Here is a 20,685-nt window from a genome sequence, read left to right on the forward strand (position 1 = left end):
TCAAGCACCCCGTTCATCCATTCTCATTTTTCTTCTTCATGCTCATTTTTCATCACATGGTCAAAAATTCAGTTACAGGACCCAATACGATCACCGGCAAAAAGGTTAACGCACCAATCAACAGAACAACTCCGATGAGGATGGCTCCAAACAGCTTGTTGTCCGTGCGCAGTGTGCCTATCGTCACCGGGGTCGGGGCTTTGGCATTCAACGAAGCTGCCACAGCCAGCAATGCAATCATGGATACATATCGTCCAAAAAACATAACTGCTCCTGTTGTAACATTCCAGAACACGTTGTTATCTGAAAGGCCTTCAAATCCTGAACCGTTATTTGCCGCAGATGATGCATATTCATAAAGCACCTGAGTCAACCCGTGATATCCGGGGTTAGAGACCGCATCGTATCCCCAATGACTCATAAACGCAAGCGCAGTTGGAGCAAGAATAAGAAACGGATGTACCAAAATGGCAATCGCAATCAGCTTCATTTCCTTGCCTTCAATTTTCCTACCCATAAATTCCGGGGTTCTTCCGACCATCAAACCGCATATAAACACCCCCAGAATCGCATACATCAGCATATTCATCAGCCCGACGCCCTTGCCGCCAAAAATGACGTTTAGCATCATTTCTCCCAAAGCAGCCATACCACCTAGCGGGGTCAGTGTATCATGCATATTATTGACCGAACCTGTCGTCGCCGCCGTTGTGACCGCAGTGAATAATGCCGATTGTCCAATGCCGAAACGAACCTCTTTCCCTTCCATGCTTCCCTGAGATGCATCCATACCCAGTGCCTGGATTAACGGATTACCTGTCTTCTCCGACACATACGTTATGGATAGAAAAATAAGGAACAAGACCATCATCGAGCTAAAAATAATCCAGCCCTGCTTGCGATTACGGGCAAACAATCCAAAAGTATACGGCAGCGAAGCCGGCATTACCCACATTGCTAAAATTTCCAGTACGTTCGTCCAAGGACTTGGATTCTCAAAAGGATGAGCAGAATTAGCTCCCGCAAAACCGCCCCCGTTCGTGCCCAAATGCTTGATGGATTCCAATGAGGCAATAGGTCCCATAGCAATCTGCTGCTGTGTACCGCTTAAAGTCGTAATATCCGCTGTAGGCTGTAGCGTCTGTGGTACTTTTAGTCCCACCAGCACCAGCGTAAGTATAAAGGCAAGCGGCAGGAAAATCCGTATGTTGGCTTTAATAAAATCTTGAAAAAAATTACCCAGCCCTTCACCGCGCCGCGTCAATCCCCTCATAAAAGCCGCAGCAACCGAAAGCCCCGAAGCAGCCGAAGTAAACATCATCATCGTGACGAACGCCATCTGTGTCAGATACGTAAGCCCGCTTTCTCCGCTATAATGTTGGAGATTCGTATTGGTCATAAAGCTGATTACCGTATTAAAGGCCAATGATGCTTCCATATTGCTGTTTCCAACCGGATTGCCTGGGAGTATAGCCTGCAAGCGCAATAGCAGGTAGCTGATCCCCACAAGCACCACATTGGTTGCAATGAAACTCATAGCATACGTGGTCCAACGCATGCTGTCCTGTTTCTTCAAGCCTACAGCCTTATAAATCAGCTTTTCCGTCCCACCAAAAATCCGATCCGTCCGATTCGGTTCATTCGAAAATACGTGATACATATAGGTACCCACTGGCTTAACCAAGAGCAGCAATATGACGATCACAATTCCAATTTGCAGTAGCTCCATCCTCTATTCCTCCTTAAAATGCTCCTGCATTTGGAACAACAGACCTGATTCAGAACATCCATTGAGTGCACACGTTTGCGAAAATCTACACCTCTGATGCTTCCTTCTTGATCTGCTGTTCCCGCCTGCTCGATCCTATAGTTGACTAGAACTTTTCAGGATTCAGGAGTGAGTAGATTAAATACACGAACACAATAGCCGTGAGTCCTAGCACAACAATCATCCTCTTCGGCCTCCTTTTGAGGTCTGCGCATCACACCAGCGTACAAACAGCAGTATCACTCCATAACTCACAGCCATTATGAGCAGCATGTATAAATCCATCATGTTCATACCCTCCGTATCGCTCTTCAGATCGTCATTTCCGATTCCATCATAAAATCATAAACCAGCTATGTTATAAGTGCTTATCCGTTCAGCAGGAAACCCACCTCTCCGTTCAATGTGTAGATCACATGGTCCGCTCCCAATCCCCGATAAATTCCTTGTGGATTACAGCCGTGCGTAATAACATAGATCAATTCTGATGTTAGTGGCCGACATATTTGCAGGAAACGGCAAGTCAGATTCAAGCTGTTTTCGAACAAATACACACTACCAATTTCTTTTTTAGGAAAATTCCATTTTCCCGCTTGCATCGTATTGATGCGCACAATATGCTCCACACCCATTTTTTTGAGCTGTCGTTCCTCCTGAGTGCTATTTGTGAGAACTGCAAACGCCAATTTTTTAAACATAAGCAATTTCACAAAACTTCTGCCCGCTTCATTCGGTGCAGTGACAATAATTAACCGACCTTCCATCAGTAGCTCCTCTCCCGGTATAAAAAGACAACAAAAAGAAGCCGAAGGAAAAAGGCTTCCTCCGGCTTCATACATTCCATGATAAAATAAACCATGGTTGCACACGGCGGTTTGTTGCCTCTCCCTGTACGCTTACGAGGTTAGCTGTCGGATTCGGACGTGAGAGTCGCCCTATTTACGGCACTTGGCCGGAAAATTCACCCCATGAGACACACACGGCTTGCAAAGCCGTACATACTCGTTGGTTCCCCCGCTTTTGCAACTGCAAAATTCAGCGCTTTAGACAATTCGTTGTTGCTTCATTGGTGTTAATTTGAAATTACGTCTTGAATCATACACCCGTGCAAGGAAGACTGTAAAGCTCAACGGCGGGGCTATAAATCACCCTTTAGAGCATAGGAGATTAAGAATAACGCTTACAAGGCATCTATGCTTCTCGTATCTCTTTAAAACTCTGTATTTCACCCCTTTTTGAAAATGAAAGGCATGTCAATATTGGCGTAGGGTATGGCTTAGTTACTCCTTATTTGCAAAAAGGAAAGAAAATACGCTATATGTGCCAGATAATTACCGATTGAACCCGTTTTTATGAGAAGAAACACCTCAATTAGCTCCATTTGAAGTGCGATTTACCGTTTTGAACAAAAGACGATTTTACAATGGTCCAATGCCCGTATACTCTTCCGGACTTGCAACCCCTTGTTGAGTTGCTTACAATTTAATTGCAGAATATTGAATGAGGAGGGATATCTTGACCGTATATAAATATGATGCACAGACCCTACAAGGGGTACAAATTCCGTTATCCACATACGAAGGGAAAGTTCTACTTATCGTGAATACTGCCAGCAAATGTGGGTTAACCCCCCAGTACAAGGCGCTACAAGAGCTATATGACCAGTATCATGAACAGGGGCTCGAAATTTTGGGATTTCCCAGCAACCAGTTCGCCAAACAAGAGCCGGGCTCCAGCGAGGAGATCTCCGAGTTTTGCCAAATCAATTACGGTGTAACCTTCCCCATGTTCGCCAAGACAGATGTCAACGGTGATCAGGCACATCCTTTATTTCACTACCTGACCCACACTGCTCCAGGAGTATTAGGCTCCAAAGCGATCAAATGGAATTTCACTAAATTCTTAATTACACGAGAAGGTAACGTATTTAAGCGTTATGCGCCGCAAACCACTCCAGATAAGCTTATAGGAGATATTGAGAAGCTTTTGCGGAAAAACTGACATCTTTCTTCATTACAGTTAACGAGCGGTCCGCTGTCCATATGACCGCTTCTGTAACAGAATGATATAACGAAAAATATTTAACGAAAAAAGCACCCCTTCACGTAAAACGTGTCAGGATGCTTTTTCAACTGGGTATTACACATAATGCGGTCGAGAGGACTCGAACCTCCACGGGCGTACGCCCACTACCCCCTCAAGATAGCGTGTCTGCCATTCCACCACGACCGCATGTCACAATGTATTGAGGCAACAGATTTATTATACTCTCTCAGCAACAATTTGTAAACAATAATATTATAATTATTTTTAGTGTAACTTTATATAACATATATAAGCAATAAAATTATTTAATTTGACATGAAAGAGCTCGAAGTGTAAATATATATTACATAAATAATTGAACTATTATTATATAAATAAGATTAGAGTCAAATAAACTAACACAAATATTCACCTCAAGGAGGCGAACCATCCTGCATAAAGGTAACCGATTGCTAAACTACGCATTGTTGTTGGACCCTTCCCTACCCATTGGTGGTTTTACCCGTTTCTACGGACTGGATGAACGTTTCCGTAACGGAAACTTGAACAGTCTACAGGATCTGAAACATTTTATGCGAGACGATTGGTATCCTCAAATTACAACCCTTGACGGCATGGCCATCAAAAGTCTGTATGCAGCCATCCAGCAGAATGACGGTTGGCGGATCGCCCTTATTGATAAAATGCTGTACACCCAGCACCCTTCCTCGCAGTATGTGAAAAAATCGCGACTTTCTGGCCAGCGTCTGCTCAAGCTCACCAAGGCTCTTTATCCTTGGCTTGCATTTGACCAACTGGAAGACACACTCACTCAATACAATGCAATTGGCACACTCGCTACTGTCCACACTTGGATTAACTTCCTTCTCGGAACCGATATAGAACAGACCATTCACGGCTATTTTGCCACAGCGGTATCCTTCTGTATCGAAGATGCCTTCAGACTGCTCAATCCTCCTTACGAGGAAAAGAATCCTCTTATCGATCACATGACCAGCGAGTTGCTCACCACCTGGAAGAAATTTAACGAACCTACGCCAAGCTTATTTCAGCCTCACCTTTTCCATAGCCATCAGACCAGTTCCTACATCACTCAGCCACCCTATATGAGCCATAGTAGCCATTTGAATGCATCCAGGCCCTTTTCCTCCTCCATCCTATTCAAACGCCTTCCAGCCTCCCTCTGATGCGTCGTTTTACCAGTCTAGCAGTCACAATAAAAATACTCTGCCCTTTTCTCAAGCGGCAGAGTATTTTTAATTCATGTATCCAAATTCATACCACTCACAGACTATAGTCGGATTATTTTCACTTTTTGCACTTAATTAAGTAATTATTTTAATAAAATAACGTATTTAAGATTGTATAAACACGTATAAAAGTGTATCATAGTTTTAGATGGTTAATTCTAACATGTTTACTGATGATTATTATATCACACCAATTATTCTGCAAGAATCCGTAAGGGGCGATTTCTCTTGAACAACAAAATGCCTGTCACCTCCTTCGGGTGGGCCATCAAACAAAGGCTTGTCGAGCTTCGACTGGATCAGAAAACATTTTGCGAGACACACAATATCCCGCCTTCACGCTTGTCCAATCTGATTCACGGCACCCGTAAAGCACAAAGGTACAGAAAACAAGTTGCTGCAATTCTGAATATCGACGATAACGATTATAAGGAGGCGACACCACACTAAACCCAACAAGCATCCAGCATCCGACGCGCCGCCATATTATCAGGAAATCAAATAAACCCGTAAACCGAACCCCTTAGTCCGTTTTACGGGTTATCCACCCAGGCGTTTAGCCATAGATTATTCAAGTTTCGCTTTGTCCTTCTCCCTTTTTTGCTTACGGTATTTCGCAAATTCAACATATTCTAAAATAAAGTTCTGTTCTTCTGTCTCAAGATCTTCAGCCTGGCAATTCAATGGCCCCATCACCCCAAAAAAATAAGCAGCCTTCTGCTCCTGAAGCACGCCTTCCCCCGGCTTAATTCCTTTCATCAACCAGTCGAGCGATACATTAAAAAAGTCCGAAATCTGAATCAAATGGGCGGTACCTGGCGTTGTTTTTCCTCTTCTCCAATCACCGAGATTCCCTGAGCTGATTTTAAGCTTTTCACAAAATGCCTTCTTGGTCATTCCCCGATCCTTAATTAAAGCTTCAATCCGCTGATAAATAGTTTGATCTCCCAAAACGTTTCCCCTCCGACACTGTAGCTTTTTTCTAATTATTTTTCAATTGCACACATTAGAATATCCTTATCAAACCTCACAGAAAACATTAATCAGTAGTTGAATTATGCTGGTTTTTCTCTTTACGAAAGCGGGTAAATTCAATATACTCAAGTATAAAATCTCTTTCCGCCTCACTTAGCGATTCCCCCTGGCAATTCAGTTGCCCTGAAGCTCCAAAAAAATAAGGGTCCTGCGACTCCTTTAGTACTTTACTCTGCACATCTCGACCCAGCATAATCCAATCCAGACTAGCATTAAAAAACGAAGCGATTTCAATGAGTTTATTCGTGCCCGGTGTCGTTTTTCCTCTTTTCCAATCTCCAAAGTTTCCTGTACTAATGCCCAACTGCTGGCAAAACGCCTTTTTCGTCATACCTCGTTCCTTAATGAGCTCCTCAATGCGTTGGTAAATAGATTGCATAGAAGTTCCTTCCTCCCTAGCAGGCTCTCCAAATAACGATATCATGTACCCTGTTCCCATTTCAAAGATCACGTATGCTAAAATTACCGAATTATGTATGTTGGTTTTCATTATACCACAATATGCAACAAAAACCGCCTGTTTTCCGAAGAAAGGGCGGTCTTTAAGTCAGTTCGCTTACGCCAATCAATCACGTAGCAGAGTTGTCGATTTTAAGTAAAATCTGCTTCAATTCGTTCAACGTTTCACTCAAGTGCAATAATTCTTCTTCCGGCAGATACACCAGTCTCTCTTGAATTTTATTAGAGAAGGTATGAAATACCTGTTCACAAAAAGCGTCGCCTTCTTCTGTAATGGCTACGTTCACGACTCTACGATCCGAGTCACACGATTGGCGGTCAGCCAATCCATGCTCCACCAGCTTATCCAGAAGAGGAGTCATATTTGGGCGTGAGACATTAAGTTGTTTGGACAAATCGGATACTGTAGACGAACGCACTTCACGCAGAAGCATGAGCACCTGAAAGTTATTAGGCGACAAATGCAACGGAAAATCAAGCGGACCGTAGGTGAAAAATTTCTTCTTCACAATCGGAAACAAGCCCAAAATATTTTCTGATATATTTCCTAACAGTTGAGTGTCCATATTTTTCACCGTCACTTCATAAGTTTATATATTTATTATTCTATAACATTATGGCGTCATATTATACTATGGAATCATTATTTCATCATAATCATTGTTTAATTGCATCAATGCACAAATAAAAAAAGCCTCTAACGCGAGAGACTTTTCCGTTTATTCCATTGATGCGGTCGAGAGGACTCGAACCTCCACGAGCGTACGCTCACTACCCCCTCAAGATAGCGTGTCTGCCATTCCACCACGACCGCATAACAAAATATAAATGGTGAGCCATGAAGGACTCGAACCTTCGACACCCTGATTAAAAGTCAGGTGCTCTACCAACTGAGCTAATGGCTCATGCTATTCATCCAAGCTGTCCGCCATTAGACCAGACCTCAGGAATTCCCCTTAAGCATGCAACATGTAGTCTATAAAGACAACAATGACCCGTAGGGGATTCGAACCCCTGTTACCTCCGTGAAAGGGAGGTGTCTTAACCCCTTGACCAACGGGCCCTATTAATGTACACCAACTTGGCGACAAGAAAGAGTATATCAAATAGAATAGTAAATGGCAATACTTATTTTTAAAAATTTAAAAAAAGCTATTTTATATAATTATAAAATGCATGTTCACTTACATTAACTTATCTATAATCATCTAACCCCTGAAAAATCATGATAAATGATTGCAATATCACTTACATTTACTTATAATCACTTACGAGATACCGAAATGATTATATATCAGAGGAGCTTTCTATGTATCAGGAAGAACGAATGTTAAAAATCGTTGATTACTTACAGCTTCACAAGCGTATTTCGGTGGATGATATTTGTGAAATTTTTAATGTTTCACGGGATACGGCCCGTCGAGACCTGGTAAAACTTGAAGAGCATCAAAAAATTATTCGCACCCGCGGCGGCGCCCTACTCCCTAAACTGCATCACGATCCAATTGGAAATTATAACGAAAGACTACTTACTGTATCAGAGGAAAAACAAGTGATCGGACAACTGGCTGCCAGCATGGTACGAAATAGGGATCGTATTATATTGGATTCCTCGACCACCGTACAGGCGTGTGCAGAAAGACTGAATGTCCAGGAATGTTCGGTTATCACCAATTCAATTAATCAGGCTGACGTACTATCTGGAAAAGACGGTGTCTCCATTCATCTGTTGGGAGGCCGCCTGCAAAAAGAGCACCGATATGTATACGGCTCGTCCGTAATCGCCACTTTGTCTCACTATTTTGTAGACAAAGCTTTTATCGGGATTGGAGGTATATCAGCTCACGGACTAAGCCTGATTCATGAAGAAGACGGTATGCTGAAGCATCAGATGATGAAACAGGCGGATCAGGTGATCATCCTTGCGGACCATTCGAAATTCGGAATCAATTTCCCCTATCGTTTTGCTGATTTGTCTGAGGTTAATATCGTGATCACCGATCGCATGCCAGAATCAGCGATGCTGGAAATTTTGCAACATCATGATATTGAAGTGGTTGTCCCCTCATAATATTGAATCAATTACTCTTACTAGATTGAAGATATATAACAGAGAGATCAAGAGACAGGAGCTGGAGAGAAATGAAACTGTTTGCGATTGATATGGATGGAACGCTACTGAACGAGGAAGGAAAAATAAGCAAAGCCAACGCAGAGGCAATCCGCAAGGCACAGCAGCAAGGTGTTCAAGTGACGATTGCCACTGGCAGAGCCGCTTATGACGCCTGGACAAAGTTAGAGGAAGCAGAGCTGGTTACTCCCGTCATTGGAGCAAACGGCGCCACTGTACACGATGCGCATCGTCGCCAGTTAACCTCTACTCCTATGGGCCGGAGCGAAACATTTGAAGTGCTGAGCTGGCTCGAGGGTAACGACTTCTACTATGAGGTCATGACAGACCGGGCCATTTATTCTCCACAAAAGGGACATCAGCTACTTGCTGTTGAAATGGACCGCTTGCTGAGCGCCAACCCAGATATTTCACTGGATACTTTATTACATGCAGCTGAAAAGCAATATGAACAGACCGGGCATACCCGCATCGCTTCATATGAGCAGATTCCACTGGATGTAGAGATATATAATGTGCTCTGTTTCTCCTTTGATCAAGCCAAATTGGAATGGGGGCGTGAACGTTACCGAGATTTTCAAGGTCTGAACATGGTCATTTCCTCAGATCGTAACTTTGAAGTCGAGCATAAGGATGCGTCTAAGGGTAATGCATTGCGCTATCTCGCGAATCATCTGAGCATCCCCATGCAGGAAGCGGTAGCGATCGGAGACAGCTATAACGATATTTCCATGCTGACGATGGCTGGGAGAGGTATCGCCATGGGCAATGCAAAAGACGATATAAAGGCAGTCTGCTCCGACGTTACCCTGACCAATGTGGAAGATGGCGTTGCTCATGCTCTGTTGAACTTACTCAAAACCATCAAGGCTGACACTGTGAAATAGAAGGGATTGGCTGCTACGTTACTTAAAAAGCAGATCTAAACAAAAGCAGATCTAAACGAAAAGGACGCTCGCATGCATTGTTACCATGCATACGAGCGTCCTTATTCTACTTAAAATACCAACGGAGAGAGAGGGATTCGAACCCTCGCACCGCTTACGCAGTCTAACCCCTTAGCAGAGGGTCCCCTTATAGCCACTTGGGTATCTCTCCATGGCTCCCCGAACAGGACTCGAACCTGTGACAACTCGATTAACAGTCGAGTGCTCTACCAACTGAGCTATCAGGGAACATTACTGTAAATTATCATACAGTATGGTTAATTTACCATGAATCAGGGGGTTACGTCAAGTGTCAACAAGCGAAGTTTACCTCCACATTTTCCACAGCGATATCGCTGTGGGTTCATTTTACGCTTGCGCATATACTCCTGTTGACAGGAAACACACACCAGCTTGTAACGATAAGGCTGAGGTTTTCTTCCCACTCTTCCCGGCAGAGTCTGACAATGCCTGCTCCCTCCTACACGGGCCAGCCATGCTTTGAAATCAGCATCACGATGCTGATAGCCCATTCCGCGCAGATGTAGATGATAATGGCACAGCTCATGCTTTATTATTTTTTCCACTTCAGAGCGTCCATAAGCGGCGAGTTGATGTGGATTAATTTCAATATGATGACTTTTCATAAAATATCGACCGCCTGTAGAAGACAGGCGTGAGTTAAAGGTGGCTTGATGCTGAAACGGCACGCCAAAGCTCTCCAGCGAGATGCGCTCTACCCATTCTTGAAGTTCTTTATTACTCATGGAAGGGTTCATTGAATTGCTCAGAGACTCGGACTCCATCTTTATGGTTTCCCTCCTTTGCTCCATACTGACAAGCATATTATAAAATAACGGCCGAAGTCTAACCCTGGTTCATTAAGCACACTTTAGGTATCCACCCCATATGCTAAACATACAGATGTAACGCAGAGGAGGAGATCGGCTTGCCTCAATGGCTTAGTAACCAGCTCATGCGGGCCTTTTACAAGAAGGACCGACGCCAAATTAGACTGTTGAATGATTGTTGGTTTTTTTATCATAAAGCACCTGGTATAGAATTTGATGCCAACAACGGATAGAATCAGAAACATCCAGAAATGGAAAACCGGAGTCTCCGATATGATTCGGAGATTCCGGCTTTTTTTATACCCTCACAAAAGGTCATATAGCTTTATTTATAGCACTATGCCTGTGACTGCGCATCTGCGGGAGGTTTCATGGTCAGACCTACCCTGCCTTTTTTCAAATCAACATTCAACACCCACACCGTTACGTTATCACCAACAGATACAACATCCATCGGATGCTTAACAAAACCACTGCGCAGCTGTGAAATATGAACCAGACCGTCACTTTTAATACCGATATCAACAAACGCACCAAAATCAATGACATTGCGGACAGTTCCTTGAAGTTCCATACCCGGTGCCAGATCCTCGATCTTCAACACGTCCTTGCGGAATACAGGCAATGGCAGCTCGTCACGCGGGTCACGCCCCGGCCGCTGGAGGCTGTCCAAAATATCCCGCAATGTTGGCACACCAACTTCCAGCTTCGCTGCCAACTGCTCAATATTAGACACATTCAGCGCTTCTGTCGCAGCTTTCGAACCCAGATCATGGGCACTGATGCCCAGTTCCGCCAGCAGGCGGTCTACGACAGCATACGATTCAGGGTGGATCGGCGTGCGATCCAGTGGATTTTCGCCACCTGGTATACGGATAAAACCAATGGATTGCTCGTAGGTTTTTGCACCAAGACGCGGCACCTTCTGCAACTGACGACGGTTGCTGAATTTCCCGTTTTCCTCACGGTACTTAACGATGTTTTTAGCAATGGTCGCGTTGATCCCTGCTACGTAGGACAGCAGCGCCGAGGAAGCTGTGTTCACATCCACACCAACGTGGTTAACAGCCGATTCTACAACGTCCTTCAAACTTTCATCCAGATGTTTCTGCGACACATCATGCTGGTATTGGCCTACACCAATGGCTTTCGGCTCAATTTTGACAAGCTCAGCCAGCGGGTCCTGCACACGACGCGCAATAGACGCCGCACTTCGCTCAGCTACGTCCAAATCAGGGAATTCTTCCTGTGCCAGCTTGGAGGCAGAGTATACGCTCGCACCTGCCTCATTGACGATCAGATACGCGAGGCTGCTGTCACCAATATCCGCGATAACTTCGGCTACGAATTGCTCTGTCTCACGTGATGCAGTTCCGTTACCAATGACAATCAACTCGATATTGTATTTGGCAATCAGCTGCTTGAACGTTTCTGCAGCCTCACGTTTCTTGTTGTTTGGCGGTGTCGGATACGTCACAGCCACTTCCAGCAGCTTGCCTGTGTCATCGACAACAGCCAGCTTACAGCCTGTCCGATAGGCTGGATCGACTCCAAGCACACGACGCCCCTTAATCGGAGCCTGTAGCAACAGGCTGCGCAAATTGCCTGCAAAGATAGAGATGGCCTGCTGCTCGCCCTTCTCTGTCATTTCAGCACGCACTTCACGTTCGATAGATGGCGCGATAAGCCTTTTGTATGCATCCTCAATGACACTGCGCAGCAGGTCTTCCACCACAGACGATCCTTTAATCACTTGACCTGCCACATAATTGTAAATGGAATCAGGCGCTACCTCCAGACCAACCTTAAGAATGCCTTCCCGCTCCCCGCGATTAATCGCCAGAATACGGTGAGGTGGCATTTTCTTAGCCAGCTCACGATAGCTGTAGTAATTTTCATACACAGACTCTTGCTCGGTGTCCTTTGCTTCAGAGGTCAACATTCCATGATCCAGTGTATATCGGCGCACCCATTGGCGAATAGCCGCATCATCAGCTATATTTTCGGCCAAAATATCCATGGCTCCTTGGATGGCAGACTCAGGGGTTTCGACTCCCAGCTCAGCATTCACATAGGATTCAGCTTCTTTCAAAGCATCACCCTGCTTCGGCTGACCCCAAATCCAGATGGACAGCGGCTCCAACCCCCGTTCCTTTGCCACACTGGCGCGCGTCTTGCGCTTTTGCCGATATGGACGGTACAGATCCTCCACTTCCTGAAGCTTAACCGCAGAAGTGATAGCAGCCTGCAGCTCTTCAGTCAGCTTGCCCTGTTCATCAATAATGCGGATGACCTCTACCTTACGATCCTCCAGATTACGTAAATACAGCACACGATCTTCAATTTCACGCAGCTGATTTTCATCCAGCTCCCCTGTCATTTCCTTACGATAACGCGCGATAAAAGGAATGGTATTTCCTTCATCCAATAAACTGATCGTTGTCCGGATTTGCTTGAGTGCCAGCGACAGCTCTCTCGCCACTTGTTTGACAATCCGTTCTTGGCGTTCTGCTTCGTTCGGCTCCTGCCCAATTTCCGTCTTCATTTCCTCGTTAGACAAACCTATCCCTTCTTCCTCACAGCTCTTGTCATACATCATGTCTTTTATTATCACAAAAAATGATTCAAAGCGCCAGCAGGTGACGTAAAAGCAAGCCCTACCTGTATTGTTCTTCGGACATGCAAAAGGACAGCGCTAGAGCGCTGTCCTTTCCCGTTTCACTCGTCGTTCCATCATACTAAAAATCAATCAAACCGAGACTGATCTGTAGCGAGTCGCTCACTTTGCGCATGGTTTCTTCATCCAAATGGGTGATTTTGTCGGTAAGCCTTTGCTTGTCGATTGTCCGGATTTGCTCCAGAAGAACAACAGAATCACGATCAAAGCCATGCGTCGCCGCGTCGATTTCCACGTGTGTAGGCAGCTTTGCCTTCTGAATCTGTGCAGTGATGGCTGCTACGATCACGGTAGGGCTAAACCGGTTGCCGATATCATTTTGAATGATCAGCACAGGTCTGACGCCACCTTGCTCGGAACCGACTACGGGTGAAAGGTCTGCAAAAAAAACGTCGCCGCGCTTTACGATCAATATGGATTACACCCCGCTAACTGTACGGCCCAAGGTGCTGTTTGCATCTTCCTCCGCGTGAAAGGCTTCGGATGCCATGGTCAGGTTAATTTTAGCCATTTCCATGTATCCACGCTGCATAGCTTCACGAATGTAACGTTTTTTACGTTCACCTACATAAAGCTTCATTGCCTGCCTGATAAATTCACTGCGGTTGGAATTTTCCATAGCTACGATCCCGTCCACTTCCTGCAAGAGATGATCTGGCAAACTGATCATTATTCTTTTGGTGTTCTGCAAATTGGCCAACTTCTCTTCCACCCCCAAAACCTTGTCGCCATTGTACCATTATAACGTTATTCCCGGTAATTTATTCAAACGGAATATAAGAGAATGTATATGATATTCGTATATCATCTATGCTGCATTCCATTATAAACTACGCAGTTCGTTTTCGTACAGGCGTTTGATCCCCGAAATACAAGTGTCAGCGGAGCCTAATGCGTCTTTTGACAGTTATAGCGCTCTTTTCTTTCCTTTTTACATATTTCGGGACGTTCTACGAAAACTCCTGCTTTTATCCGGTAATTTGCGTTATGAAATTAATTCCAGTGGGTTGGAAGAAGCGAGTTCACCCGAACGACAGGAACATGATCTCGCATGTAAACACGCGGTACCCTGTCTGCGATCATGCAGATCACCTCATAGTGGATCGTACCAAGCTTGGATGCCAGCTCATCCGCCGCAATGATTTCGCCGGACTGCTGGCCGATGAGAACAACCTCTTCGCCGGTTTGGATTTCTTCCGCATCCTCTGCGAAAGATTGTAAGGATACCATACACTGGTCCATGCAGATCGTACCGAGTACAGGGACGCGACGACCGCGTATCAACACTTCAACCTTCCCACTTAGCATGCGAGAATATCCATCCGCATAACCGATTGGCAGTGTGCAGATCCGCTCTTCACTAGAGGTCACATACCGGGTACCATAACTAACTCCCCATCCAGGAGGAAGCGTCTTGGTATAAACCACCGCCGTCTTTAATGACAATACAGGCAACAGTTCAATGACTTGCCGGTTAACCTCATCAGACGGATACAAACCGTATATACTGATGCCAATCCGCACCATATTGGGGGAAAGGGAAGGGGTATCAATGGTGGCCGCGCTGTTGCCCGTATGTATAATGGGAATAGTAATACCTTGTTCCCTTAGCGCATCCGCCACGCCCCGAAACCGATCATATTGTAGCAGTGTATAGCTTTTATCTTCTTCATCCGCGCGGGCAAAATGGGTGTACATGCCTTCCAGCAGCACCTGCTCTAATTCGTGAGCCTGCCGGACAAAAGCCAAAGCCGCTTCTCCAGGCAGCAAACCGAGTCTTCCCATGCCGCTGTCTATTTTGATGTGCACCTTCAGCTTGCGTTCGCTTCCTTGGCGGTCCAATCTGCGGATACCTTCCAGCACTTCCTCACTAAACACAGTCAATGAGATATCATGCTCCCAAGCTGTTTGGACAGCTTCAGGCGAGGTATAGCCGAGTACAAGGATCGGCAGTTCAATCCCCGCATGACGAAGCTCAAGAGCCTCATCCAGAAAAGCGACGCTCAAATAATCCGCACCAAGGCGTTCCATTTCCTTTGAAATTTCTACGGCACCGTGCCCGTAGGCATTAGCCTTGACACAGACCAGTATCAGCTTATCCGCAGGCAATACCTTGCGAAAGGCTTCATAGTTGGCGCCAAGGTGATCCAGGTTGATTTCGGCCCGGGTCGATCTGTATTGTGCTTGCAAAATCCAGTCACCTTCTTCAATTGTTAGCCTCTAACATAACCTTTTACCATTCGAATGTAGCAAATTCCTTGCTTCCAAAGGTTAATGGTAATATTCAGAGACGTGGCTGTCAATGGCAGGGGAGCTTTACCAGCCTCCTCTACCATATCTACAATAGAACAGGATATACAAGCGATGCACATCTTAGACTGCGAATGAATAAAAAGACGGATACGGGCGGCAGCAGAGCATTTTACACTCTAGACCGTCTGCATCCGTCTATAAAATTTTATTTACCCGATTGATCCTGTATAGAAGCGGCAATTTGTATCATTTCGCTCACAGGCAGGTCAGCACTGGTGATTCTGAACTCTATTCCATCATTCATCCAGGTCATCGTCTGCTGTTCGCTTCCTGTCAGCACAGCAAAGCTTCCTCCAATATCAACCAGTTCGCCTGCGGAAAGTGCGACCGCCCGATCTTTTGGACGCGCCTCCACAATGGTATAGTTATACGTTCCGCTATACCGTAGCATCACTGCATGTGTACCGTTATCCTCCAGCTCCGGCGTATCCTTAATCTGTACTCCGCCTGGCGTGTAGGAAGGTTCAATCAAGCCGAACTCACCCAATACAGCTTCTGCGGCATCCGTTCCTGCTGAGGTTCCGGTTGCACCATCCGCTGTGCTCGGTGTTTGTTGCTGCGCCTCTGCGTTAGCTGCTGCTTCCGGCTTGGACGTATCGCCTGTGACAGCTCCGTCGCTCTTCGCTTCACCAGCCGGTTGCTGAACATCGTTTCCTACGGTTCCCTGCCCTTGTCCAGATCCACTGGATGTCACGCCAGTCGTCCCTTCTAACGTACCGGAAGAATCGGGCAGACCGCTGGAATCGACTGCCCCTGAAGATGGCGATCCCTCGCTACCAGCACTCGTTTTTCCGGAAGCCATATTCCGCTCCATATCAAAGGAATCTTTGTCAAACTTCGTATCAAAAGCGAATTGATCGAATTTCAGATCGACAACCACCTTGGCATTCGCATCAGATACCTGTACCTGGGTAGGGGCATAGTTGTTTTTGGATAGCCAAATCTTTTGCCTTACCAGCGCATGGCTGTTGTAGTTCGCAGCCACATCAAACACATAGGATTTATCGTCGGTAGCCAGCTGACGGGAGGCATCACCGATAATGCTGCGAACCAGCGTTTCATATAAATATACCTGACCCTGATTGTTTGGCCAGTCACTTTTGAAACGGAAACTCTTGTTCAGGCTGGGGGTCAGTACAAATACACCCTCATCATTACGAAGCACAATTTGTGTAACATCCTTTTTCTCGTTCGTCATGGCAATGCGGTAATAGGACGGCTTGCGGTAGGAAATATCGACCTTGTATTCCTGCGGCGTGTCGCCGGTATGCAGCGTCATCAAAGCTGTACCGTGGTAGCTGTTCAGGTCGCTCACCACGTCACTCAAATCTTTAACCACATCGTCTGCGCTCTTCTTGCCGCACCCGGCCAGCAGCAACGTTACACACATGACCATGGCAAGCATCCATGAAATCCGGCGCATGTCATCAACCCCTTCAGCACATGTTTTAAATGAATTAGTACATGTCTATGAAGGACTTGTTCGATTTATGCAGACTGGCATGACAAGCTTGAGCGTATTCTTGTGTAATGCTACAAAATCTTTTGGAGACTAACCATAAATTCATATAGGAAATAAACCGAAAAAACAATCAAAACTACGCCGGCACAGATCGTAACCCACTTGATGGCAGTTCGGTTCATGGCTTTTCGTGTTGTTGCTACGAGGGTCATTAAGCCTAAATCATGGACAAGAATACCAAACAAAATACCTAAGCCAACAATCAAAAATTGACTTGTATTTGATCGATCAAACGAACTTGCCAGCACAGTCCCAAAAACACTTACCCAGAACACTAAATTCCCTGGTGAAACAGCTACAAGCAGCCCATTTTTATAGGAAGAAAATAATGACTTTGTCTTTTTCTCTCCTTCTAGCGCAATATCATGATCCGCATTTTTAATGCTGTCGTACCCTACGTAGCACAAAAATATGGCTCCAACCAGCCACATGATCACCTGTACAACAGGTAAGGACAGAACAGAGGCCAGACCAAAATATAAACCAATGATTAATAACAAATCGATGGTCATCCCTCCAAGCCCAACAATCCATCCATGCATGAATCCATTCTTTAGCCCTTGCTTTGTCATTTCAACCGTGATGGTACCTACAGGTAGTGCTATTGAGAAACCTAGTAAAACATATGTAATAAACAATGCCATTTCAAAACCCCTTTCAAATGTATAAAAACGTTATTCTATACCATAAAAAATGACAGATCAATAAAATTTGAAGAATAAAATGAGCTAGTAACACATGAGACTTATTTTGTACAAAATCGGGATGCATTGACCAAGTTTGTCCATTGAGTATTGAAGGTTCAGCGCTTATCATTGCTTTTGTGATAATAATTCTCATTTGCAATATTATGAATCATTCTATTATACGGAGGTTGCTATGATCAACAAGAACTCTACGATTAACAAAAAACCTACTCGACAATACACTTCTCTGATCTGTCTATTCTCTCTTATGGGGGCATTGCTGCTGGGGTGCGGCGCATCAGACAACAATCAGACTGCAAACAGCAACACAGCAGCATCAACAAAAACATCGGAAACAGCCACAACTCGCGCCTACACAGACTATAAGGGACATACAGTAGACATTCCCACGACTCCTGGGCGCATTGCTTACTTCGGAGAAAACTATGGGGATCTATTGGTTTTAGGCGTACAGGCTGTTGGTACATCGACTTCTATGATCGAGGGAAAGATATATGAAAAAAAAGTTCAGAATGTATCGGACCTAGGATTTCCCATTGATTTAGAAAAAACATTGGCTCTACAACCAGACCTAATCATTACCGCCGATACGGACGAAAAACAATACGCAGCGTTATCAAAAATTGCACCTACAATTATGTTCGATACCTTTGCTCCATTAAACGAGCGTTTGGTACATCTCGGAGACATTGTGAACAAGAAAAAGACTGCGGAAGACTGGCTTGCCCAATATAAAATCAAGGAAGCAGAGATGTGGAGCAAACTTCAGGTGAAAGGTGTAAAACCGGGTGAAACAGCTTCGGTCTTTACCTACTATCCCGGTGACCGTTTGTTCGTCATGGCACGGACAGGCTTGTCGCAAATACTGTATGAAAAAAATGGTCTCAAGCCTACTCCTCTTATTCAGAAAGCACTGGATGAGGACAAAGGATTCGTACAATTATCACAGGAAGTAATCGGACAATACGCTGGAGATCGGATTTTCATACTAAGCACTCCAAGTTCAGAAGCCCAGCAATCCACCGAACAATTAATGAAAAGCAAGCTGTGGCTTCAGCTCCCTGCTGTCAAGCAGGGACATGTGTACATGCAGGACATTGGCAAAACCGAAAGTGATGCTTCTACTCGAGAATGGCTGCTGGAGGAATTGCCCAAGCTCATAAAATAAGATTGGAGAAGCCTATCGCCCTTGTTGATAGGCTTCTTTTTTGTTAAACCTAAAGGAGGTATACTTATGCATATATGATAACCATTCTCAATAAAAGGAGTATTACACCGTGAATCAGCCTTCTTCGTCTGTAAATTCACCCCCTCCCAACTCACTGCTTTTTCATTTTAAGGAAATTGTGTTGGCTAGTGAGTCCAGTGATGGACTAACATCTCGTCCAAGTTCAGATCACTGTCTGCTTATGTTCATCGGCGGGGCTGGAAGGGTGGATATTGGTCAAGAACAATATGTATTCCATTCAGGTCACGGGTATTGGTTAACTCCTGGGGAATCCTATCGCATCGCCCCCTTGGATGGAACTGTACCTGAATACTACAAAATCACGTTCAGAGTCATTGCTATGTCGTTGGAGACACAATCAGACATGACCTTGGCTGAAAACGCAACGGGCATGCCATCCATTTATCTTGGCTCCGTCCTGCCAGAACCGCGTGAATACGTCGTTTCCTCTTCCTTCAAGCCTATTCAGTTGGCCGAAGAGTTATTTTATAGCACCCAACAAACAATACAGCCTCATAGACAAACCACTGCATTGCGTCAGCAAATCATGTTTCAAGAGCTGCTCTTACTGTGGCAGGAAGCCCACGTCCCTATTAAGCATAACGAGGGCTTTAATCCGACATTGCCTGCATCGGTGGAAAGCACCCTTGCATATATGGAAAACCACTACGAAAAGCCTATTACCGTCAAGCAGCTTGCCGAACAGGCCAACGTTTCCATATGGCAATACTCCCAGCTGTTTCGCAAAATAACGGGCAAAAAGCCGTTGCATTACCTCACTGAGCTGCGCTTGAACCATGCCAAGCGGCTGCTGCTGGAATGCAAACGGCCTTTACGTGAAATTGCCCGTCAGGTGGGTTTCTCTGACGAATATTATTTTAATCGGCGTTTTAGGCAAATAACCGGGGTTCCGCCGGGTAAATATGCGCTTTCCGCTCCCAGTTCTGTGTGCGTTAAGGATTGGACTGGCCACCATATTCATATCCCTCGTCGAGCGAGCCGCATCATCTACCACGGAGAAACGATGGGCGATTTGCTCGCGTTAGGAGCCACAGCCATAGGCGGAAGCCTGCGGCTCAGTGAATCCAGCGTCTATAAGCATCGTCTTGAGAACGTAACTGACGTGGGACTTCCGCTGGATACCCGCTTGACCAGCGCTCTTGATCCTGATCTGATTATCATCGCTAACTCGGATGAACAGGAATACGAGCGTATTGCAAGCATCGCGCCCACCCTCACCTTCAACTCCTTTGCCGCCCTGGAGGAACGACTGCGTACACTTGGCGCATGGCTCGATAAGGAGCGAGAGGCCGAACGCTGGTTAGCTACCTTTGCCGCTCGTAATCTGGAAATGTGGAACCAACTCAGTGCGCATATCACAGCCGGAGAAACCGCCTCTGTCTTTATTTTCGATCATGGCGATCGGCTCTTTGTCATGGGCATGTCCGGATTCTCATCGTCCCTTTACCACCCGCACGGCTTCCAACCCGCAGAGCCAATCCGTAAGGTGCTTGACGAGGGACTAGGCTTCGCAGAAATTGATCCGAATGAATTGCCTGATTACGCCGGAGACCGCATATTTATGCTCGTCCCTACGGCACCAGACTCCAAGCATACGCTGGAATGCATGCTCAACAGCCCTCTCTGGCATAGCCTCCCTGCTGTGCGTCAAGGCCAGGTATATTTCGTAGAAGCAGACCGCTGGAACTGGAGCGATGCCATGACTCGGCAAAAGCTGCTCACTGCACTGCCCAAACTGCTCATTCATTGAT

Annotated in this window: 21 protein-coding genes, 6 tRNA genes and 1 riboswitch; of the genes, 8 read left to right on the plus strand and 19 right to left on the minus strand. The window is 45.5% G+C overall.

Annotated elements, in window-relative coordinates:
* Window positions 1-52: 52 nt before the first annotated feature.
* The 3 genes from kdpA to BN1546_RS04875 form a co-directional block, all read right to left on the minus strand.
* Window positions 53-1,729 carry a potassium-transporting ATPase subunit KdpA gene (kdpA, locus tag BN1546_RS04865; RefSeq protein ID WP_090736245.1) on the minus strand — a complete coding sequence of 559 codons (1,677 nt, stop codon included), beginning with the start codon at window positions 1,727-1,729 and terminating at the stop codon, window positions 53-55.
* Between the two features lie 145 nt (window positions 1,730-1,874).
* A complete protein-coding gene (gene kdpF, locus BN1546_RS28450; protein WP_090739127.1) occupies window positions 1,875-1,952 on the minus strand; it encodes a K(+)-transporting ATPase subunit F in 78 nt (25 codons plus the stop codon).
* Window positions 1,953-2,136: 184 nt separating this feature from the next.
* Window positions 2,137-2,532, minus strand: coding sequence for a hypothetical protein (locus tag BN1546_RS04875; protein ID WP_016820703.1), 396 nt, complete (start codon window positions 2,530-2,532; stop codon window positions 2,137-2,139).
* A 113-nt stretch (window positions 2,533-2,645) separates the two neighbouring features.
* Window positions 2,646-2,819: riboswitch (cyclic di-AMP (ydaO/yuaA leader) on the minus strand.
* A 464-nt stretch (window positions 2,820-3,283) separates the two neighbouring features.
* On the opposite strand from BN1546_RS04875, the gene BN1546_RS04880 reads away from it, so the two are divergent.
* The gene (locus BN1546_RS04880) at window positions 3,284-3,769 is read left to right on the plus strand and encodes a glutathione peroxidase (protein ID WP_081317828.1); all 486 of its coding nucleotides are present in this window, start codon (window positions 3,284-3,286) and stop codon (window positions 3,767-3,769) included.
* A 148-nt stretch (window positions 3,770-3,917) separates the two neighbouring features.
* Here the strand turns inward: BN1546_RS04880 and BN1546_RS04885 are convergent.
* A tRNA-Leu gene (locus tag BN1546_RS04885) sits at window positions 3,918-4,000 on the minus strand.
* Window positions 4,001-4,263: 263 nt separating this feature from the next.
* Between BN1546_RS04885 and BN1546_RS04890 the strand changes: the two genes are divergently transcribed.
* Window positions 4,264-5,001, plus strand: coding sequence for an urease accessory protein UreF (locus BN1546_RS04890; RefSeq protein ID WP_058829162.1), 738 nt, complete (start codon window positions 4,264-4,266; stop codon window positions 4,999-5,001).
* Between the two features lie 291 nt (window positions 5,002-5,292).
* Window positions 5,293-5,514, plus strand: coding sequence for a Rha family transcriptional regulator (locus BN1546_RS04895; protein WP_013369935.1), 222 nt, complete (start codon window positions 5,293-5,295; stop codon window positions 5,512-5,514).
* Window positions 5,515-5,631: 117 nt separating this feature from the next.
* Here the strand turns inward: BN1546_RS04895 and BN1546_RS04900 are convergent, their stop codons facing one another.
* The 6 genes from BN1546_RS04900 to BN1546_RS04925 all read right to left on the minus strand — a co-directional run bounded on the left by BN1546_RS04900 (window position 5,632) and on the right by BN1546_RS04925 (window position 7,621).
* Complete coding sequence (locus BN1546_RS04900) at window positions 5,632-6,015, minus strand: helix-turn-helix domain-containing protein (RefSeq protein WP_013369934.1); 384 nt, start codon at window positions 6,013-6,015, stop codon at window positions 5,632-5,634.
* Between the two features lie 88 nt (window positions 6,016-6,103).
* Window positions 6,104-6,478 carry a helix-turn-helix domain-containing protein gene (locus BN1546_RS04905; protein WP_013369933.1) on the minus strand — a complete coding sequence of 125 codons (375 nt, stop codon included), beginning with the start codon at window positions 6,476-6,478 and terminating at the stop codon, window positions 6,104-6,106.
* 190 nt (window positions 6,479-6,668) lie between these two features.
* The gene (locus BN1546_RS04910; protein WP_014599548.1) at window positions 6,669-7,124 is read right to left on the minus strand and encodes a MarR family winged helix-turn-helix transcriptional regulator; all 456 of its coding nucleotides are present in this window, start codon (window positions 7,122-7,124) and stop codon (window positions 6,669-6,671) included.
* Between the two features lie 165 nt (window positions 7,125-7,289).
* Window positions 7,290-7,372 (minus strand) — tRNA-Leu (locus BN1546_RS04915).
* A 15-nt stretch (window positions 7,373-7,387) separates the two neighbouring features.
* A tRNA-Lys gene (locus tag BN1546_RS04920) sits at window positions 7,388-7,463 on the minus strand.
* An 86-nt stretch (window positions 7,464-7,549) separates the two neighbouring features.
* Window positions 7,550-7,621 (minus strand) — tRNA-Glu (locus BN1546_RS04925).
* 246 nt (window positions 7,622-7,867) lie between these two features.
* Between BN1546_RS04925 and BN1546_RS04930 the strand changes: the two genes are divergently transcribed.
* Entirely contained in the window at window positions 7,868-8,629 is a 762-nt protein-coding gene (locus BN1546_RS04930; RefSeq protein ID WP_090736249.1) for a DeoR/GlpR family DNA-binding transcription regulator, read from the plus strand.
* Window positions 8,630-8,700: 71 nt separating this feature from the next.
* Window positions 8,701-9,576: a Cof-type HAD-IIB family hydrolase gene (locus BN1546_RS04935; RefSeq protein WP_040101869.1), complete on the plus strand. Its 876-nt coding sequence runs from the start codon at window positions 8,701-8,703 to the stop codon at window positions 9,574-9,576.
* Window positions 9,577-9,698: 122 nt separating this feature from the next.
* On the opposite strand, the gene BN1546_RS04940 is transcribed toward BN1546_RS04935, so the two are convergent.
* From BN1546_RS04940 to BN1546_RS04950, 3 genes are all read right to left on the minus strand, one after another.
* A tRNA-Ser gene (locus BN1546_RS04940) sits at window positions 9,699-9,787 on the minus strand.
* 1 nt (window position 9,788) lies between these two features.
* Window positions 9,789-9,864, minus strand: a tRNA-Asn gene (locus tag BN1546_RS04945).
* A gap of 44 nt (window positions 9,865-9,908) precedes the next feature.
* Window positions 9,909-10,421: a SprT family protein gene (locus BN1546_RS04950; protein WP_013369929.1), complete on the minus strand. Its 513-nt coding sequence runs from the start codon at window positions 10,419-10,421 to the stop codon at window positions 9,909-9,911.
* Window positions 10,422-10,564: 143 nt separating this feature from the next.
* Here BN1546_RS04950 and cmpA point away from each other — a divergent pair, with 143 nt between their 5' ends.
* Window positions 10,565-10,699, plus strand: a complete 135-nt coding sequence (cmpA, locus tag BN1546_RS04955; RefSeq protein ID WP_013369928.1) for a cortex morphogenetic protein CmpA — start codon at window positions 10,565-10,567, stop codon at window positions 10,697-10,699.
* Window positions 10,700-10,803: 104 nt separating this feature from the next.
* On the opposite strand, the gene BN1546_RS04960 is transcribed toward cmpA, so the two are convergent.
* The 6 genes from BN1546_RS04960 to BN1546_RS04985 form a co-directional block, all read right to left on the minus strand.
* Window positions 10,804-13,026, minus strand: coding sequence for a Tex family protein (locus BN1546_RS04960; RefSeq protein WP_176702321.1), 2,223 nt, complete (start codon window positions 13,024-13,026; stop codon window positions 10,804-10,806).
* Between the two features lie 178 nt (window positions 13,027-13,204).
* On the minus strand, window positions 13,205-13,555 hold the full coding sequence (locus tag BN1546_RS04965) for a type II toxin-antitoxin system PemK/MazF family toxin (protein ID WP_007429335.1): 351 nt from the start codon (window positions 13,553-13,555) through the stop codon (window positions 13,205-13,207).
* A 6-nt stretch (window positions 13,556-13,561) separates the two neighbouring features.
* The gene (locus BN1546_RS04970; protein ID WP_007429334.1) at window positions 13,562-13,843 is read right to left on the minus strand and encodes a CopG family ribbon-helix-helix protein; all 282 of its coding nucleotides are present in this window, start codon (window positions 13,841-13,843) and stop codon (window positions 13,562-13,564) included.
* A gap of 293 nt (window positions 13,844-14,136) precedes the next feature.
* Window positions 14,137-15,333, minus strand: a complete 1,197-nt coding sequence (gene alr, locus BN1546_RS04975) for an alanine racemase (protein WP_090736254.1) — start codon at window positions 15,331-15,333, stop codon at window positions 14,137-14,139.
* Window positions 15,334-15,601: 268 nt separating this feature from the next.
* Window positions 15,602-16,879, minus strand: coding sequence for an outer membrane lipoprotein-sorting protein (locus BN1546_RS04980; RefSeq protein ID WP_090736256.1), 1,278 nt, complete (start codon window positions 16,877-16,879; stop codon window positions 15,602-15,604).
* 110 nt (window positions 16,880-16,989) lie between these two features.
* Complete coding sequence (locus BN1546_RS04985; RefSeq protein ID WP_040101871.1) at window positions 16,990-17,622, minus strand: LysE family translocator; 633 nt, start codon at window positions 17,620-17,622, stop codon at window positions 16,990-16,992.
* A 235-nt stretch (window positions 17,623-17,857) separates the two neighbouring features.
* Here BN1546_RS04985 and BN1546_RS04990 point away from each other — a divergent pair, with 235 nt between their 5' ends.
* Together BN1546_RS04990 and BN1546_RS04995 are read left to right on the plus strand one after the other, a co-directional pair.
* Entirely contained in the window at window positions 17,858-18,853 is a 996-nt protein-coding gene (locus BN1546_RS04990) for an ABC transporter substrate-binding protein (RefSeq protein ID WP_090736258.1), read from the plus strand.
* A gap of 109 nt (window positions 18,854-18,962) precedes the next feature.
* Window positions 18,963-20,684 carry an ABC transporter substrate-binding protein gene (locus BN1546_RS04995; RefSeq protein ID WP_090736261.1) on the plus strand — a complete coding sequence of 574 codons (1,722 nt, stop codon included), beginning with the start codon at window positions 18,963-18,965 and terminating at the stop codon, window positions 20,682-20,684.
* Window position 20,685: the final 1 nt, after the last annotated feature.

It is taken from the genome of Paenibacillus sp. Mc5Re-14, from assembly GCF_001049835.1.
Classification (GTDB): Bacteria; Bacillota; Bacilli; order Paenibacillales; family Paenibacillaceae; genus Paenibacillus; species Paenibacillus polymyxa_C.